Origin of the sequence: Streptomyces sp. ALB3 (genome assembly GCF_044385685.1) — a bacterium.
GTDB lineage: Bacteria > Actinomycetota > Actinomycetes > Streptomycetales > Streptomycetaceae > Streptomyces.
Genome location: NZ_JBISCE010000040.1, coordinates 26372 through 43174, shown reverse-complemented (window position 1 = coordinate 43174; position 16803 = coordinate 26372). Strand labels below are relative to the sequence as shown.

Annotated in this window: 11 protein-coding genes; 6 read left to right on the top strand and 5 right to left on the bottom strand. The window is 71.4% G+C overall.

Annotated elements, in window-relative coordinates:
• Positions 1 to 281 precede the first annotated feature (281 nt).
• Complete coding sequence (gene ppdK, locus ACHFIV_RS25935) at positions 282 to 2993, top strand: pyruvate, phosphate dikinase (RefSeq protein ID WP_398973649.1); 2712 nt, start codon at positions 282 to 284, stop codon at positions 2991 to 2993.
• A 479-nt stretch (positions 2994 to 3472) separates the two neighbouring features.
• Entirely contained in the window at positions 3473 to 4486 is a 1014-nt protein-coding gene (locus tag ACHFIV_RS25930; protein ID WP_398973645.1) for an ArsR/SmtB family transcription factor, read from the top strand.
• Positions 4487 to 4488: 2 nt separating this feature from the next.
• On the opposite strand, the gene ACHFIV_RS25925 is transcribed toward ACHFIV_RS25930, so the two are convergent.
• Positions 4489 to 5073 carry a DUF4287 domain-containing protein gene (locus ACHFIV_RS25925; RefSeq protein WP_398973643.1) on the bottom strand — a complete coding sequence of 195 codons (585 nt, stop codon included), beginning with the start codon at positions 5071 to 5073 and terminating at the stop codon, positions 4489 to 4491.
• 164 nt (positions 5074 to 5237) lie between these two features.
• Between ACHFIV_RS25925 and ACHFIV_RS25920 the strand changes: the two genes are divergently transcribed.
• Positions 5238 to 5654 (top strand): VOC family protein, encoded by a 417-nt coding sequence (locus ACHFIV_RS25920; RefSeq protein ID WP_398973641.1) that lies wholly within the window; start codon positions 5238 to 5240, stop codon positions 5652 to 5654.
• A gap of 338 nt (positions 5655 to 5992) precedes the next feature.
• On the opposite strand, the gene ACHFIV_RS25915 is transcribed toward ACHFIV_RS25920, so the two are convergent.
• The 3 genes from ACHFIV_RS25915 to ACHFIV_RS25905 form a co-directional block, all read right to left on the bottom strand.
• The gene (locus ACHFIV_RS25915) at positions 5993 to 7282 is read right to left on the bottom strand and encodes an NAD(P)/FAD-dependent oxidoreductase (RefSeq protein WP_398973638.1); all 1290 of its coding nucleotides are present in this window, start codon (positions 7280 to 7282) and stop codon (positions 5993 to 5995) included.
• A complete protein-coding gene (locus tag ACHFIV_RS25910) occupies positions 7282 to 7611 on the bottom strand; it encodes a 2Fe-2S iron-sulfur cluster-binding protein (RefSeq protein ID WP_398973635.1) in 330 nt (109 codons plus the stop codon). The genes ACHFIV_RS25915 and ACHFIV_RS25910 overlap by 1 nt, the downstream gene beginning before the upstream one ends.
• 101 nt (positions 7612 to 7712) lie before the next feature.
• Positions 7713 to 8609, bottom strand: coding sequence for a 4'-phosphopantetheinyl transferase family protein (locus tag ACHFIV_RS25905; RefSeq protein ID WP_398973632.1), 897 nt, complete (start codon positions 8607 to 8609; stop codon positions 7713 to 7715).
• Positions 8610 to 8889: 280 nt separating this feature from the next.
• Between ACHFIV_RS25905 and ACHFIV_RS25900 the strand changes: the two genes are divergently transcribed.
• Both ACHFIV_RS25900 and ACHFIV_RS25895 read left to right on the top strand, forming a co-directional pair.
• Positions 8890 to 9381, top strand: coding sequence for a hypothetical protein (locus tag ACHFIV_RS25900; protein ID WP_398973630.1), 492 nt, complete (start codon positions 8890 to 8892; stop codon positions 9379 to 9381).
• Between the two features lie 241 nt (positions 9382 to 9622).
• Complete coding sequence (locus ACHFIV_RS25895) at positions 9623 to 12535, top strand: AfsR/SARP family transcriptional regulator (RefSeq protein ID WP_398973627.1); 2913 nt, start codon at positions 9623 to 9625, stop codon at positions 12533 to 12535.
• A 111-nt stretch (positions 12536 to 12646) separates the two neighbouring features.
• Here the strand turns inward: ACHFIV_RS25895 and ACHFIV_RS25890 are convergent, their stop codons facing one another.
• A complete protein-coding gene (locus tag ACHFIV_RS25890; RefSeq protein WP_398973624.1) occupies positions 12647 to 14935 on the bottom strand; it encodes a S9 family peptidase in 2289 nt (762 codons plus the stop codon).
• Positions 14936 to 15266: 331 nt separating this feature from the next.
• Between ACHFIV_RS25890 and ACHFIV_RS25885 the strand changes: the two genes are divergently transcribed.
• Positions 15267 to 16790 (top strand): tryptophan 7-halogenase, encoded by a 1524-nt coding sequence (locus tag ACHFIV_RS25885; RefSeq protein WP_398973621.1) that lies wholly within the window; start codon positions 15267 to 15269, stop codon positions 16788 to 16790.
• The last annotated feature ends 13 nt before the right edge of the window (positions 16791 to 16803 follow it).

The following is a 16803-nucleotide window of genomic DNA, read 5'->3' as shown; positions in this document are numbered from 1 at the left end:
TCAAATGACGGCACTGGGTGCCAGCTGGGTTTACTTTGATCGATCAAATCATCCATCGCGGAGGGTGCTCAAGTCCGTCGGAAGTGGTGACGTGAGGTGATGTTGAGTTCAAGAAGTGAACGCTTGGTCTCGTTGTGGGATACCGACGCGATACTTTCGATCTGCTGGCGGACGGGTGGTTGAGACCTCATGACGCGCACGTGGCCGTACCCAGACACCTTCGATCTGGGTATGTTCCTCGCCGTCAGGGCAGCCACCGCGTCCTCGAGGAGTCGAGACCCGTGTCGGAAAACAAAGATCCCCAGAAGTTCGTCTACGACTTCACCGAGGGCAACAAGGATCTGAAGGACCTTCTGGGTGGCAAGGGTGCCAACCTCGCCGAGATGACCAATCTCGGGCTCCCCGTCCCTCCGGGCTTCACGATCACCACCGAGGCCTGCAAGGTCTACCTCGACAGCGGTGACGAGCCGGCCGAGCTGCGCGACGAGGTCAGCGCGCACCTCACGGCGCTCGAGAAGCGGATGGGCAAGAACCTCGGGCAGGCGGACGACCCGCTGCTGGTCTCCGTCCGTTCCGGGGCGAAGTTCTCGATGCCCGGCATGATGGACACCGTCCTGAACATCGGCCTCTCCGACGCCTCGGTCGTCGGTCTCGCCGCCCAGGCCGGGGACGAGCGCTTCGCCTGGGACTCGTACCGCCGCCTCATCCAGATGTTCGGCAAGACCGTGCTCGGGGTCGACGGCGACCTCTTCGAGGAGGCGCTGGAGGCCGCGAAGGAGGCCAAGGGCGTCACCGTCGACGTGGATCTCGACGCGGCCGACCTGAAGAAGCTGGTCAAGCAGTTCAAGAAGATCGTCAACCGGGACGCCGGGCGGGACTTCCCGCAGGACCCGCGCGAGCAGATGGACCTGGCCATAAAGGCGGTCTTCGACTCGTGGAACACCGACCGGGCCAAGCTCTACCGACGCCAGGAGCGCATCCCCGGCGACCTCGGCACGGCCGTCAACATCTGCTCGATGGTCTTCGGCAACCTCGGCCCCGACTCCGGCACGGGCGTCGCCTTCACCCGTGACCCGGCCAGCGGCCACCAGGGCGTCTACGGCGACTACCTCCAGAACGCGCAGGGCGAGGACGTCGTCGCCGGTATCCGCAACACGGTGCCGCTCGCCGAGCTGGAGTCGATCGACAAGACGTCGTACGACCAGCTGATGAAGATCATGGAGACGCTGGAGACCCACTACAAGGACCTCTGCGACATCGAGTTCACCATCGAGCGCGGTCAGCTGTGGATGCTCCAGACCCGGGTCGGCAAGCGGACGGCCGGGGCTGCCTTCCGCATCGCCACCCAGCTCGTCGACCAGGGCCTCATCGACGAGGCCGAGGCGCTGCAGCGGGTCAACGGCGCCCAGCTCGCGCAGCTGATGTTCCCGCGCTTCGACGACGAGGCGGCCACCGTGCTCCTGGGCCGCGGCATCGCCGCGTCCCCCGGCGCGGCCGTGGGCAAGGCCGTCTTCGACTCGTACACCGCCGTCAAGTGGTCGCGCTCGGGCGAGCAGGTCATCCTCATCCGCCGCGAGACCAACCCCGACGACCTCGACGGCATGATCGCCGCCGAGGGCATCCTGACCTCGCGCGGCGGCAAGACCTCGCACGCCGCCGTCGTCGCCCGCGGCATGGGCAAGACCTGTGTCTGCGGCGCCGAGGAGATCGAGGTCGACACCAAGCGCCGCCGGCTCACGGTCGGGGACACCGTCGTGGAGGAGGGCGACCTCGTCTCCGTCGACGGCTCCACCGGGAAGGTGTACCTCGGCGAGGTGCCCGTCGTGCCGTCCCCGGTCGTCGAGTACTTCGAGGGCCGCATGCACGCCGGCGCCGACGACGCCGACGAGCTCGTCGCCGCGGTGCACCGGATCATGGCCTACGCCGACCGGGTACGCCGGCTGCGCGTACGGGCGAACGCGGACAACGCCGAGGACGCGTCGAGGGCCCGTCGCTTCGGCGCCCAGGGCATCGGCCTGTGCCGTACCGAGCACATGTTCCTCGGTGAGCGCCGCGAGATGGTCGAGAAGCTGATCCTCGCGGATACCGACGACGAGCGCGAGGCCGCCCTGGACGCGCTCCTGCCGCTCCAGAAGGCCGACTTCATCGAGCTGTTCGAGTCGATGGACGGCCTGCCCGTCACCGTCCGGCTGCTCGACCCGCCGCTGCACGAGTTCCTGCCCGACATCACCGAGCTCTCCGTGCGGGTGGCGCTCGCCGAGTCCCGCAAGGACGCCAACGAGAACGACCTGCGCCTGCTGCAGGCCGTGCACAAGCTGCACGAGCAGAACCCGATGCTGGGACTGCGCGGTGTCCGTCTGGGCCTGGTCATCCCCGGGCTGTTCGCGATGCAGGTCCGTGCCATCGCGGAGGCAGCGGCGCAGCGCAAGAACGCCAAGGGCGACCCGCGCCCCGAGATCATGATTCCGCTCGTCGGCACGGTCCAGGAGCTGGAGATCGTCCGCGAGGAGGCCGACCGCGTCATCGCGGAGGTGGAGGCGGCCACCGGTACCGAGCTGAGGCTGAGCATCGGCACGATGATCGAGCTGCCCCGCGCCGCACTGACCGCCGGTCAGATCGCCGAGGCGGCGCAGTTCTTCTCCTTCGGCACGAACGACCTCACCCAGACGGTGTGGGGCTTCTCGCGCGACGACGTGGAGGCCTCCTTCTTCACCGCGTACCTGGAGAAGGGCATCTTCGGGGTGTCCCCGTTCGAGACGATCGACAAGGACGGCGTCGGCTCCCTCGTGCGCAGCGCCGTGGAAGCGGGCCGGGCCACCCGCCCCGACCTCAAGCTCGGCATCTGCGGTGAGCACGGCGGGGACCCCGAGTCGGTGCACTTCTTCCACGAGGTGGGCCTGGACTACGTCTCCTGCTCGCCGTTCCGCATTCCGGTCGCCCGGCTGGAAGCGGGCCGGGCCGCCGCCGAATCGCGGGGCAGCGACAGCCGCTGAGGCCCGGCGCCAGGCGCGCCACACGACTCCGGATACCGCCGGGGGGTCACCGAGACCCTCATCGTCCCCTGGCGGAGCCGGATTACCCGGAAGCGGCGGCACCCTGTGCGGGGGTGCCGCCGCTTCGTCATTTGAATGGCGAACCATTCAGGTGGTTGGCTTTTCACCGTTCGGTGCGCAAAGCGGGGACGTGCGGGCGGGGTGCGGCCCGGGGATCCCCACCCCCGGACCGCACCCGCTTACCTCTGCCGGGTACGGAGCCGCACCGTCGCTCACCGCCGCCGAACAGGCAAAGCCCCCCACGGCCCTCACCCGCTCATTCGGTGACGCCGGATGCGTACCCGACGTCGTACAGCTTTTCGGCTGGCGTGGATACGGGCGAGACATTTCAACTGTGGCCGAAACCCCGTGGTGACCTCCTGTGACGCTGTGCATACGCTACGGCGGGGGCAATTGCGGGTGCAACAGGTGGGGGTTCGGTGCTGCGTATCCATATGTCCGGGGTGGACCTCTCGCGCGTGCGGATGGCCACGAGGCCGGACGCGATGTGGGAGACCATTCTCAGTTTTCACCGGCTGAGGGACCGGCGGGGTTCCACGGTGTTCGGGAAATGGCGGAAGGAATCCCGTACCCGGTTGAATGGTGAAGCGCGCCTGCTGTCCGCGGTCGTCCCGCCCCGAGGCTATTTCCCCGACTTCCTGACGCCTTCCGGAGGCGGTCCCGAGCCATTCGGGTTCGATGCCGGAACGGAGGCGCTGCGCGATACGCCCGCGGACCGCATACGCGCGGAACTCGGACTGCTGACCGGCAAGGGCGCCACGGCCCGCAGGCCGTCCGGCGGACACCCGTCCGCCGCCCTGCCGGAGGCGCTGGCCGAGGGGCGTACGGAGCCGCTGGGGCGCCTCATCTCCACCCTGCGCGCCTATCACCGCGCCGCGGTCGAGCCGTACTGGCCGCACGTCCGGGCGAGCATCGAGGCCGACCGCGCCGTCCGGGGCCGCGCCCTGCTGGACGGCGGCGCGGACGAGCTCCTGGCGACCCTGCCCCCGATGATCCGCTGGCGCGCCCCCGTGCTGGAGGCCGACTACCCGGTCGACCGGGAACTGCGCCTCGACGGGCGGGGCCTGCTCCTGCAGCCCTCGTTCTTCTGCAGGGGGACCCCCGTCGTCTACCGCGATCCGGCCCTCCCGCCGGTGCTCGTCTACCCGGTCACCCACCCCGGCGCCCCGGCGTCGGCCGACCCCGGCCCCTGGCTCGGCCGCCTCGTGGGCCACACGCGATCCGCCGTCCTGCGGTCCATAGGCCACGGCTGCACGACGAGCGAGCTGGCCCGCCGGACCGGGGTCTCCCTCGCCTCGGCGAGCCAGCACGCCTGTGTGCTGCGGGAGGCCGGCCTGGTCCGGACGCTGCGCCACGGAAGCTCGGTCCTGCACACCCTCACCCCGTTGGGCGCCGCCCTGATCAGGGGAGGGGCACCGCTCGCCGTGCCCTGAGGTCAGCGGGGTTCCTCCTCGAGGACCGCCTTCAGCACGGCGAGGCGCTCCTTCCAGAACACCTTGTACCGGGCCACCGCCTCGGCGTCCGCCAGCTTCCCGTGGCCCACGCCGAGGCGGGTGCGGCCGTCCGGGAGCTCCTCCAGCCACAGGGCGAGCCGCCCGGCGTCCCCGGACGCGTCGGCGAAGTCCGCGCTGAGCGACTTCCCGGGACGCCGGCTCCGCACGGACAGGTCCACGCCTGGCAGCCAGCGCTCACGCGTCCGGGGGTCGGTGAAGGCGTCCAGGACACGCTCCGGGGCCGCCGCGAGCGTCCGGCTGCCCGAGGTGTTCCAGTCGCCGGCCGAGGACTGGCCGACCTGGCGCAGGCCGCGCGCCTGCTCGTAGCCGACGGCGACCGACTGGGCGTACCAGCCGCCCATCCTGTGTTCCGTACCGAGGAACGCGGCGATCTCCCCGTGGCTGCGCCGGGTCGCGTCCCAGGTGTCGAGTACGGCGAACCAGCCTTCCCAGTCCCGGCCGGTGGCGCCGCGCAGGGTCTCGTCCGACAGCTTCTCGGTGATCCTTCTGCCTGTCGCTCCGCTCATGCTCCGAGACGCTAGGCCGCCCCCGCGGGGCGGGGGCCACGGCGCGCGGAAACTTCTCGTCCCGGAGCGATGAGTTCCGCGCGGCGCGGTCGTCTACCTCTCGAAAGCGCTCGTACGGAGCGCCCGGGAGCACGCAGAGTGCCGGACGGAAGAGTGGAACTGTCATGTCGCAGCCTCAGATGATCTTCGTGAACCTGCCGGTCAAGGACCTCGAGACGACGAAGAACTTCTTCTCGAAGCTCGGCTTCGGCTTCAACCCCCAGTTCAGTGACGACTCGACGGCCTGTCTGGTCATCAGCGACACGATCTTCGCCATGCTCATCAGCGAGCCGCGCTTCAAGGACTTCACCAAGAAGGAGATCGCGGACGCGTCGAGGACCACCGAGGTCCTCCTCGCCCTGAGCGCGAACAGCCGCGAGAAGGTCGACGAGATGGCCGACGCCGCGCTCGCCAACGGCGGGTCGCCCGCCAACGACCCCATGGACGAGGGCTTCATGTACGGCCGTTCCTTCCAGGACCCGGACGGCCACATCTGGGAGGTCGTCTGGATGTCCCCCGAGGCCGGCGGGGACCAGGCCTGAATCCGCCACGGGCGGTGACGGTGGTGGGCCCGGCGTCGTGCGGCGGGCCGGCGGACGCGTGAGGGGCCGGTCGGGCCCGTCGCGCGTCCGCGTACCGATGGGGCGGCCCGGTCGGGGCCGGTCCCGTCGGATGGGGTGAGCGGGACCGGGCCTGGTGGGCCCGAGGCCGCTCCGAGAGGCGTGGACTCTTCCGGATCGCGGAAAGTGCGGGACGGGACGCCGGGGAACGCGGGAGACGCAGGGGTGGCAGGGGGCCTGTGGGGTCTGTGGGGTCTGTGGGCCGGGATCCTCCTGCTCCGGCGAGGCCCTGCCGGGCCCCGGGCCTCACACGGCACCGGTTACCGGCGTGCGTTCCCTGCCGTCGAGGCCCGCCGCAGGTGCTCCTTGAGGGTGAAGCCCGCGGCGGAGGCCTCGTGCGGGGTCAGGGGGACACCGGAGGCGAGGATCCGGCGTGCCGCCAGGTGGTCGGGGGTCCGGTCGACCGACTCGACCGCGAGCAGTGCGTCCCCCCTGAACAGCAGGACGGAGAAGGCGCCGGCAGCGTCTCCCGGCAGGACCACCTCCGTGTCATGACCGCTGCCGATGCCCGCGATCCGCAGGGAGGCGGAGAACTGGTTGCTCCAGAACCAGGGCAGGGCGTCGTGGACCCGCGGGGCGCCGGTGAGCCGGGCGGCGACGGTCCGCGCGTGGTCGACGGCGTTCTGCACCGATTCCACCCGGTGCAGTGCACCGGAACCCGCCTGGGGGAAGGCGGCACAGTCACCGACCGCGGAGATGTGCGGATCACTGGTGAGCAGGAGGGAGTCGGTGACGATCCCACCGGACACCGCGAGCCCGGCCGCCTCGGCCAGTTCCGTGCGCGGAGCGGCTCCCGCTCCGACCAGGACGAGGTCCGCCGGAATCCGCCGTCCGTCGGCCAGTTCGACCGCCGTCACCCTTCCGCCGCCCCCCGCCTCCGCGCTCCCGGTCCCGTCACCGTGGAAACGTGTTGGCGCCCGGCCGAGGAGCAGGCGGTTGCCGTGTGCCCGGTGCAGGCGTGTGAAGTGCGCGGCCGTCGGCTCGGAGACGGCCCGCGCCAGAGGCCTGTCGCGTACCTCGACCACCGTCACCCGGTGGCCCAGTTCCGCGGCGGACGCGGCGAACTCCAGGCCGATGAAGCCGGCGCCGGCCACCACCACGTGGGCCGCGGTGCGCAGGGCGGTCCGCAGCGACTCCGCGTCGGCCAGGGTGCGCAGGGTCCGCACACCGGTCAGGCCGGCGCCCGGCACGGGCAGTGACCTGGCCCGGGAGCCGGTCGCCAGGACGAGGTGGTCGTAGGGGTGGACGCTGCCGTCGTCGACCTGGACGGCCCGCGCCGCCCGGTCCACCGCGGTGACGGTTCCGTCGATCCGTGCCACGGACCGGCGCTCGTAGAACGTCCGGGGCCGCAGCAGCAGCGGGGCGGTGTCCCCGTCCCCCTTGACGAACGCCTTCGACAGCGGCGGGCGCTCGTACGGCAGGACGCCCTCTTCGCCGATCAGGGTCAGGGGCCCCGTGTGGCCGTGGTCGCGCAGCGAGGCGGCGGTCTGGTATCCCGCCTGCCCCGTGCCGACGACGACGATCCGGGCGGACATCAGGTCGGTGGACATCAGTCCTGCCGTTCCGGGAGGTGGACGATCAGGCCGTCGAGCCCGTCGGTGACCGTGAGCTGGCAGCTCAGCCGGCTGTTGGGCTCCCGCGAGCAGACCGTGAAGTCCAGCATGCCGTCCTCCTCACCGTCGGGAGCGACCGCTTCGAGCAGGTCGACCGTGGCCGCGTCGACGTACACGTGGCAGGTGGCGCACTGCGCCTGGCCGCCGCACTGGCCGACGATGCCGTCGATGTCGTTGGTGACGGCCCCGCGCATCACGGTGGTGCCCAGGGGCAGGTCGAGTGTCTGCGAGTGCCGGTCGGCGCTCACGTAGGTGATCTTGGGCATGGAGGTCATCCTCGTAGGGGTCGGCGGTGCTCTGAAGTGTCGACGGGGTCCAACGGGGCCGGTCGTCCCGTGGAGGACGGCGGCGTCCGGCGGGGGCGTGCTCAGGGCAGGCGTTCGGCCGGGGCCCTCGCGTGCCCGGTGGCGCCGGACAGCGGACGCTCCGTCGAGACGACATGGATGCGCTCCGGTGGCGGCCGTCTCACCGCGGGACGGCCGGCGGGCAGCAGATCGGCGCTGTTGTGGACACGCGGCAGTACGGTGCGGACCCCGAGCACGGCCACCGCGCCGTGGCAGTCCTCGGCCAGCCGCACGTCGGCGAGCGCGGGTACCGGGCGGTCCCGCTCCCTGGTGTGCCAGGCCAGCAGGGCGGGCGGCTCGTCCGGCGCGGAGAGCGTGAAGTCGGTCATGGGCCGGTTGAGCCCCTCACCGGTGGCCTTGAGCAGGGCCTCCTTACGGGTCCAGTAGGTCAGGCAGGCCCGGGCGCGCCGGTGCTGCGGCAGCGCCTCCACCGCTGAGCGCTCGGCCGGCGTGAGGACGAGCTCGTACTCCGGCGGAAGCCCGTCACCGTGCCAGGGCTCCTCCTGCTCGACGTCCAGCCCCAGCGGGCTGCCCTGGGCGACGGCCACCGCGACGGTGCCGCCCGAGTGCGAGATGGACAGCTCCCAGCCCGCACCCGGACCCACGACCACACGCGGTTTGCCGTGTGGACCTCCGCAATCGGGGCACCGGGTGTGCAGCCGGATCGATTCCGGTCCGGTGCCCACGAGCGAGGCCAGCGCCGTCTTGGCGAGCATCCGGCCCGTGACGAACCGCGCCAGGTCGAGTTCGTGGGCGAAGGACGAGCAGCGCGAGAGCTCCGTGCTGTCCAGCAGGCCGAACCAGGACGACGGCCGGGACAGCGGTGGCAAGGACCAGATGTGGCACTCGGCGGTGGTCCGCGATGTGCCGGCTCCTCGTACGGGGGCCGGCACGGGACCTGTGACCGGGATTGGCGTCATCGGGGCTTTCACCTCCGTACAGCGGCAGGACCTCCGCCGCCACAACGAGTGTTCGCCCGGCGAGGTGTGCCGGGGTAGCCGGAAACCCTCCGTCCGCCGGGGGTGGAAAACCTCCCCCCATGGCCGCGCCGCGGTCGGACCGGGGGAGGCGTTAACAACCCACTACGCACCCGATGCCCACGCGATAAAAGTGCGAAAAGGCTCCCTCCTAACTTCCTGCTCAACGAAGAAACCGCAGCTCAGCAGAGCGAACTCGTTGACGAGAGGGATGGAAACAAAAATGAGGAACTCCTGGAGCGCAACGGTCAAGTCGGTCACCGTCGCACTGGCCGCATCGGCCGCGATCGCCTCCGCGTCAGGCCTCGCCGCCGCCGAGACCACGGTCTCCGGTGTCGGTACGTCCATATCGACAGCCGTCCTCGCCGCCGTCCAGGACTCCACCCCCTGGCCCGCCCCGCCGAAGCCGGTGCAGCCCGTCGCGCTGAGCCCGCAGGACTCCACCCCGTGGCCCGTCGCTCCCCCGAAGCCGGTGCAGCCGGTGGCGCTGAGCCCGCAGGACTCCACCCCGTGGCCGGTCGCTCCGCCGAAGCCGGTGCAGCCCGTGGCGCTGAGCCCGCAGGACTCCACCCCGTGGCCGGTCGCTCCGCCGAAGCCGGTGCAGCCGGTGGCGCTGAGCCCGCAGGACTCCACCCCGTGGCCCGTCGCTCCCCCGAAGCCGGTGCAGCCCGCCACCTCGCAGGGCGCCGCCACCCTGCCGCTCGCCTCTGTCTGAGGACCCGCACGCCGCGCAGTACGCTCCCCACCGCACCCCCCGGCGCCACCGCACCGGGTCCCCGAGCCGCCGCCGCCCCGCAGGGGCCGGGCGACGTGCGAGAGCTACGGGTTGATCCGCCGGACGGATAACCTACGGGGGACCTCGTCAGAGGCCGGATGTCGAACTGGGGGCCCGAGTGGGGGAACAACTCGATTTCAAGGTCTTGGGGCCTCTGGAGGTCACCGCGGGGGAAAACGGTGTGCCGCTCGGAGGCGCACGGCAACGCACCATCCTGGCCCTGCTGTTACTCACTCCAGGACGCGTCGTCCCGGTGGACACCATGGTGGACACGGTGTGGAACGACAACCCGCCCACCACCGCACGCACTCAGGTGGCCATCTGCGTGGCCGCGCTGCGGAAGATCTTCAAGGGCGCCGGTATCCCCGGCGACGTCATCGTCACCGCCCACCCCGGATACGTGCTCAGGGCACAGGACCACCGTTGTGACTCGCTCGAGTTCTCCTCCCTCGTCCGGACGGCCGAACAGGCCGCCAAGGAGGACCGCCTCCCCGAAGCCGCCCACGGATACGCCCAGGCGCTCGGACTGTGGCGGGGACCCGCGTTCGCCGGCGTGACCGGTCAGGTGATCGAGGACGAGGCCGCCCGTCTCGAGGAGCACCGGCTCAACGCCTACGACGACTCGACCCTCGTACGTCTGGGCCTGGGCCAGCACCAGGAACTCATCCCCGAACTCCGCGCGATGGTGCGTGAGTACCCGTTGCGCGAACGCACCCGGCACCACCTGATGCTCGCCCAGTACCGCTCGGGCCGACGGGCCGACGCCATGGAGACCTACCGGGACGCGCGCAGCCGGTTCATCGACGAACTCGGCATCGAACCGGGACCCGACCTGAGGGAACTGCACGACGCCATCCTGCGCGACGACCCCTCGCTCGCCCCCGCGGCGCTCCCCGCGGCGGAACGCAGGCAGCAACAGCAGCAGCCGGTCGCCACCCACTCCGTACCCTCCGAACTGCCGCCCGCCGTGCCCGCTTTCACCGGCCGCGACGAGGAACTCGCCGCCCTGGAGGGGCTGGTCGAAGGCACGGACGGGCCGGTGACCTGCGCCGTGGGGCTGATCACCGGCGCCGCCGGGATCGGCAAGAGCGGGCTCGCACTGCACTGGGCGGTGAGGGCGGCCGAGCACTTCCCGGACGGCCAGCTCTTCGCCGACCTGCGCGGCTACGACGAGCACCACGAACCCGCCTCGGCCCACGAGGTGCTCAGCCGCTTCCTGCGCTCGCTCGGTGTTCCGGGCGAGCAGATCCCCGCGGACCTGGACGAGCGGGTCTCCCTCTACCGCAGCCTGCTCACCGAACGGCGCGTCCTCGTCGTCCTCGACAACGCGCGCACCTACGCGCAGGTCCGACCGCTGATCCCCGGCCGGGGAGAGTGCTGTGTGCTCGTCACCAGCCGGGACCAGCTCGAACAACTCGTCGCGTGGCCCTCGCCCGCCCGCGTGCACCTGGGCCCGCTGTCCGAGGCGGAGGCCCTCCAGCTGCTCACCACCATCGTCGGGGACCGGCGGATCACCCCGGCGAGGGCCGACGCGGTCCGGCTGGCGGAACTCTGCGACCTGCTGCCGCTCGCCCTGCGGATCGCCGCCGCCCGGCTCGCCTCCAAACCGCACTGGACGGTGCGCTACCTGGTGTCGAGGCTGAGCGACGAACGCCGGCGGCTCGACGAGCTGAGCCAGGGCGAATCGCAGATCCGGGCCAGCTTCGCGCTGAGCTACCGGTACCTGGCGGAGGACGCCGCCCGGTTGTTCCGCCGCCTCGGTCTGCTCGACGTACCGGACTTCACCGCGTGGGTCGCCGCGGCGGTCCTCAACGAGGAGGTCCTCGACGCGGAGCGACTCGTCGAGGACCTGGTGGACGCCCAGTTCCTCGACGTGGTCGGGGTGGACGCGACGGGACAGCTGCGGTACCGCTTCCACAGCCTGCTCCGTCTGTACGCCTTCGAACTGGCCCGTCGGCACGAGCCGGAGGCCGACCAGCAGGCGGCGACGGTCCGGTTCCTGAGGACGCTGCTGACCATCGCCGAGGAGGGCACCCGTCGGGAGGGCGCCGACAGCAGCGTGATGCCCCACAGCCAGATCCAGCGGCGCCGGATCGAGTCCGGGCTGATGGACGAGCTGCTCACCGCGCCCCTGGAGTGGTACGAGGCGGAACGGCTCGCGCTCGTCGCGTCCGTGCGGCAGGCCGCCAGGCTCGGTCTGGCCGAGCTCGCCTGGGACCTGACGGTCACCACGACGGACTTCTTCGCCATCCGCAGGTACACGGAGGAATGGCGCCAGTGCTGCGAGGTGGCGCTGGAAGCCGCCTACTCGGCCGGTGACCTGGTCGGACAGGGAACCATGCGCTACGGACTGGGCACCCTGGAGATGACCAGCAGTCTGGAGTCCGCCTCCCCGCACTTCGACGCGGCGCTGCGGTTCTACGAGGACGCCTCCCATCAGAGCGGCCGGGCCATAACCCTCCGGTGCATGGCCATGATCGACCACAACCGGGGTGACCTGGACACCTCCATGCAGCGCTACGCCGAGGCGCTGGCCATATTCCAGGAGATCGGTGACCGGCGGAGCGAAGCCCACACGCTGAACAACATGTCGAACACCGAACTGGCCAGGAACCGGATGGACTCGGCGATGCGGTACGCCGTGGACGCCGTCCGCGCCGAGGAGGGCACCGGATCGGAGAACTCGCGCAACCTCGCGCAGGCGCTGCACCAGCTCGGCCGCGTGTATCTCGCCCAGGGGGAGCTCGGGCCCGCCGAGGAGTCCTTCCTGCGGACCGTGCGCATCGTCAAGGAGAAGTCCGACTCCGTAGGCCTCGCGCACGCGTTGCTGGGCCTGGGGGAGACACACCTGGCGACGGGGTCGCTCCAGCTCGCCGAGGCCACGCTGACGGAGGCGGCGGAGATCGCCGAGGACAGCAGGGTCCCGCTGGTGACCGGCCGGATCAACCTGGTGCTCGGCGAGGTGTGCCGGAGGCTCGGGCGGCCGGAGGAGGCACGCGACCGGCTGCTGGCCGCCCAGGACAAGTTCGTCGAGGTAGGCGCCCGGGCGTGGGAGGAGCGGGCCGTGCGCGCCCTCGGGGTCCTGGTCGGCTGACGGCCGGCCCGCGGGTGCCGGCGGGGACGGCGAAGCGCCCGTGACCGGGGACAGGCGTCCCCGGTCACGGGCGCTTCACGGTGCGATGGTGCGTACGTCAGGGCGTAGGGGTCAGCCGAACAGTTCGCCGAGCGCCTCCAGGTCGACGGGGACCGCCGGCAGCCGGTAGCCGGACGGCGGTTCGGCGTCCAGCAGGTGGCGGACCAGGAAGTCCCATCGGCGCTGGGTGACGTAGTGCTCGTAGCCGAAGTAGATGTGGTCCGCGTCCGGGACCACGACCAGCTCGAAGTCCTTGCCGTGGGCGATCAGCCGCTCGGCCAGCCGCAGCGTGACCTGGGGCGGGACCCGGTCGTCCAGGCCGCCGTGGATCAGCAGCAGCTTGCCGGTGAGGCGGTCCGCGAGCTCGGCGTTGGAGAGGCCGGCGTACGCGTCGGAGCCGGCAGGCCCCTGATACGCCTCGGCGAGGCCGGGCTCCAGCAGCCGGAAATCGTGCATCCCGGACTCGGCGACGCCGGCCCGGAAGACCTCCGGGTAGCGCAGCAGGGCCCGCGCGGACGCGTAGCCGCCCGACGACATCCCGGTGACCCCCACGCGGTCCAGGTCCATCCACGGCCGGGTGGAGGCCAGTTCCCGCAGGGCGGCCACATGGTCGGCCAGCCCGCAGGCGTCCTCCAGGTTCCCGTACGAGGCGTCGTGGAACGCCTTGTCGCGGCCGGGGGACCCCTGCCCGTCGATCGCGAGGACGACGAAGCCGAGGGCGGCCAGCGCCTCCGCCTCGTACCCGTAGTAGCCGGGATCGAACGACGGGCTGACCCGGCCCGCCGTGGGGATGCCGTACGGGGTGTCGATCACCGGGTACCGGCGGGCCGGGTCGAAGCCGTGGGGCGGGTACAGCAGCCCGTGGATGGCGGTGGTGCCGTCGGCCGAGGTGGTGCGGAACGGCTGGGGCGGGCTCCACCCCGCCGCTTCCAGGCGGCTGATGTCCGCGCGCTCCAGTTCCACCAGCACCGCGCCGCCGCGGTCCCGCACGGTGGTCACCGGCGGGAGGGAGCTGGTGGACGCCGAGTCGACGAAGTACTCGCCGTCCGGCCCGACGGTGACGTCGTGGTCGAGATCGTCGTCCGTGAGCCGGGCGAAACCGGAACCGTCCAGGGACACCCGGCACACCGTGCGGCGGTAGGGGCTGCCCTCCACGAGGCCGGACGCCGTGAAGTACACGACTCGCTCGCCCTCGTCGACGTGCAGGATCTCCTGTACGGCCCAGGCGCCCGACGTCACCTGGGCGATCTGTTCGCCGGTGCCTGCGGCGAACAGGTAGAGGTGGCCCCAGCCGTCGCGCTGCGAGTACCAGAGCACCTGGTCGTCGCCCACCAACCGCACCAGCGGAGCCTGAAGTTGCTGCTGGCCGGGCTCCACCCGGGTCGGCCCGCTCTCCGAGAGCACCGTCCGCACCTCACCGGTGGACGGGTCGAGCCGGTGCAGACTCAGCGTGCGGGCGTCACGGGTACGGCTCAGATAGTGGACGGCCGAACCGCCCTCGGACCACCAGGCCCACTTCTGGAACAGCGGCGACATCATCGACATCGCCACCGGGTCCGCCTGCGCGGCCGTGACCGTACCGCCGGCGACGTCCAGTACGACGAACTCCGCCATCGGCAGGTGCTCGTCACCCGGGACGGCGAAGCGCGGTGACAGCAGCTCCGGGTCGCCGCCCCCGGCGGGCGCCGCCCGCACCAGAGGGGTCCGGCGTACCCCCCGCTGGACGGTGCGGTGGGTGAGCACACGGGCGGAGTCCGGCGACCAGGCCACGGCGGGCGGCAGGTGGGGCAGTCCCAGTTTCGTCACCAGCGTCGAGTACATGAGGTAGTCCGGGTTCGCCCCGTAGTCCTCGTCCTCGGTGCCGTCGGACGTCAGCGCCCAGTCGCGGTCGCCGTCCAGGGAACGCGCACGGAGGTCGTGCCCGGCGCGGTAGACGGCCGTCTTCCCGTCCGGGGACGCCACTTCCAGCGGACTGCCGGGGGCGTTGCCTGGCACCCTCTCGCAGACGTAGTCCGCGAGACCGCAGCGCCAGTGCTCCCCGAAGGCGTCGAACTCGACCGCCCCGGCGGTGAGCCGCACCGCCGGGAACGGCAGCGAGGCGGCGTCGGCCGGCTGCCCCGAGGCGTCCGCCAGCGCTGCCGCCAGACGTCCGTGGTCGAAGGCCTCCCGTCTGGTGCCGGCCTTCGGGTCGACGGTCACGAACCGCTTCCCCGCAGCGGTGTCCACGGTGTACCAGAAGCCGGTTCCGCCGTCGGTCCAGCGGGGTGTGACCTTGGCGCCGAGTACCAGTTCGCGGCGGTGGTGCCGCAGCAGTCGCTCGGCCGCCTGATAGGCCCCCACATCAAGTGGATTCCTCTGCATCGGTGTTCCCTTTCCTCGGGATGGACGCGTCCGGACGCCGTCCGCGGGAGACGGCGTATTCGGTCGGTGTTTCCGCTGTGCGGGGGGTCCGGTAATCACCGGCCCGGTCATCATCGCCACCCCGCCGGTCCTTGACCAGCCCGGCATTTCGGCACCCGCCGGTGTCCTGTCGGCAGGACATGAGGAGCCGCCCGATCCTGCCGGGTACATATTCCACTGAAGTCGGCGGAAGAGCGATGTAGAGGACGCATAGAACCAAATGCCACAGTGACGTCCGCGCAGCACATGGGACGTACTGCGTGACAAGTGAAAACAGGATGGAGGTGCTGTCGTGAGTACACGAAATCCGACAGAAGTCGTGGTCGTGGGCGGAAACGTCGAGGGCTCGATGGCCGCGGCTTATCTGAAAGCCGCCTTCAGGGACCGAATCTCTGTCACCCTGCTGCAGAGTGTGCCCACCGGGGCGGAGCGTGCCGGAGTGGAATCGTCCCTCGGAGACCTCCGGGAGTTCTTCGGTTTCCTGGGCATGGAGGACGAGGACTGGATGCCGTCGTGCGGGGCCACGTACAAGCTCGCCGTCCGGTACCAGGAGTGGAGCCGTCCCGGCCGGCACTTCTATCTGCCGTTCGAGGAGACGCGGCAGGTGCACGGCTTCCCGCTCACGGAATGGTGGCTGCACGACGGACCGAGCGGGCGCTTCGACCGGGACTGCTTCGTCGCGTCCTGGCTCTGCGACGCCGGCCGCAGCCCGCGCGGCCTCCACGGAGTCACCACCACGGAGTCCCTCATCCCCGGCCCGTACGGATACCACTTCGAGTCCGCGCCACTCGCCCGTCACCTGACCTCCTACGCGGTGGAGCGGGGGGCGAAGGTGCTGTCCGGCACCGTCGTCGACGTGCGGCTGGACGCCCGGGGATGGATCGAGCACGTGACGACGGCCGAGCACGGGGACGTCCGCGGCGACCTGTTCGTCGACTGCACGGGCGAGCAGGGGCTGCTCCTGCGCCGGGCGCTGAAGGTACCGCGCGTCCCGCACAGCGACACGCTCCCCAACGACAGCACCGTCACCCTGGCCGTACCCGTCGACACCAGGACGCGCGGCATCCCGCCCTGCACGACGGTGACGGCGCGCGGTGCGGGATGGATCTGGACGGTGCCCCTGGCGGCGCGCCTCGGCGCCGGATACGTGTACGCCCAGGAGTACTGCACCCCCGCGGAGGCCGAGGCCGAGCTGCGCGCGGCGGTCGGGCCCGAGGCGGACGGCGCGGAGGCGGTGCACGCGGTGCTTCCGGTGGGGCGCAGCCGGCAGGCGTGGCTGCACAACTGCGTGGCCGTCGGGGCGTCCGCCGGAAGTCCCGAACCCCTGGAGGAGAGCGGGGTCTCGTCGGTTCACCACCAACTGGAGGAGCTGGTCAGGCACTTCCCCGGCTCGGACTGGCACCCCGCGCTGAGGGACGGCTACAACGCCTTCGTCTCGCGTGCGGCGGACGCGGCGCAGGAGTTCCTGATGCTGCACTACCTCGGTTCCGCGCGGGACCACACCCAGTACTGGCGGGACGCCAAGACCAGGCCGGTGAGTGCCGGTCTCGCCGGGCGCATCGCGCGCTGGCGGGTACGGCCGCCAGGTGCGGAGCCTCCCCGGACGCACCGCCGGGGGCGGTCCCCGCAGGCCGGCGTGTCCGTCCTGCTGGGCACCGGCGCCATCACCCTGCGGCCGTCGGCGGCCCTCTCGATGGTCGACGGCGCCGCCGCCCGGGCGGAGTTCACCGCGGTGCGGGCCAGGGCCCAGAAGCTGGTGGCCTCGCTGCCCACCCAGTACGACCATCTCGGCCGGATGAGCCCGCTGGGCGTCTGACTCCGCCCGCTCC

Excerpts from the sequence above, each read along its gene's own strand:
- ACHFIV_RS25900 (WP_398973630.1), top strand. The coding sequence starts at position 8,890 with ATGAGGAACTCCTGGAGCGCAACGGTCAAGTCGGTCACCGTCGCACTG.
- ACHFIV_RS25915 (WP_398973638.1), bottom strand. The coding sequence starts at position 7,282 with ATGTCCACCGACCTGATGTCCGCCCGGATCGTCGTCGTCGGCACGGGG.
- ACHFIV_RS25920 (WP_398973641.1), top strand. The coding sequence starts at position 5,238 with ATGTCGCAGCCTCAGATGATCTTCGTGAACCTGCCGGTCAAGGACCTC.
- ACHFIV_RS25905 (WP_398973632.1), bottom strand. The coding sequence starts at position 8,609 with ATGACGCCAATCCCGGTCACAGGTCCCGTGCCGGCCCCCGTACGAGGA.
- ACHFIV_RS25890 (WP_398973624.1), bottom strand. The coding sequence starts at position 14,935 with ATGCAGAGGAATCCACTTGATGTGGGGGCCTATCAGGCGGCCGAGCGA.
- ACHFIV_RS25910 (WP_398973635.1), bottom strand. The coding sequence starts at position 7,611 with ATGCCCAAGATCACCTACGTGAGCGCCGACCGGCACTCGCAGACACTC.
- ACHFIV_RS25925 (WP_398973643.1), bottom strand. The coding sequence starts at position 5,073 with ATGAGCGGAGCGACAGGCAGAAGGATCACCGAGAAGCTGTCGGACGAG.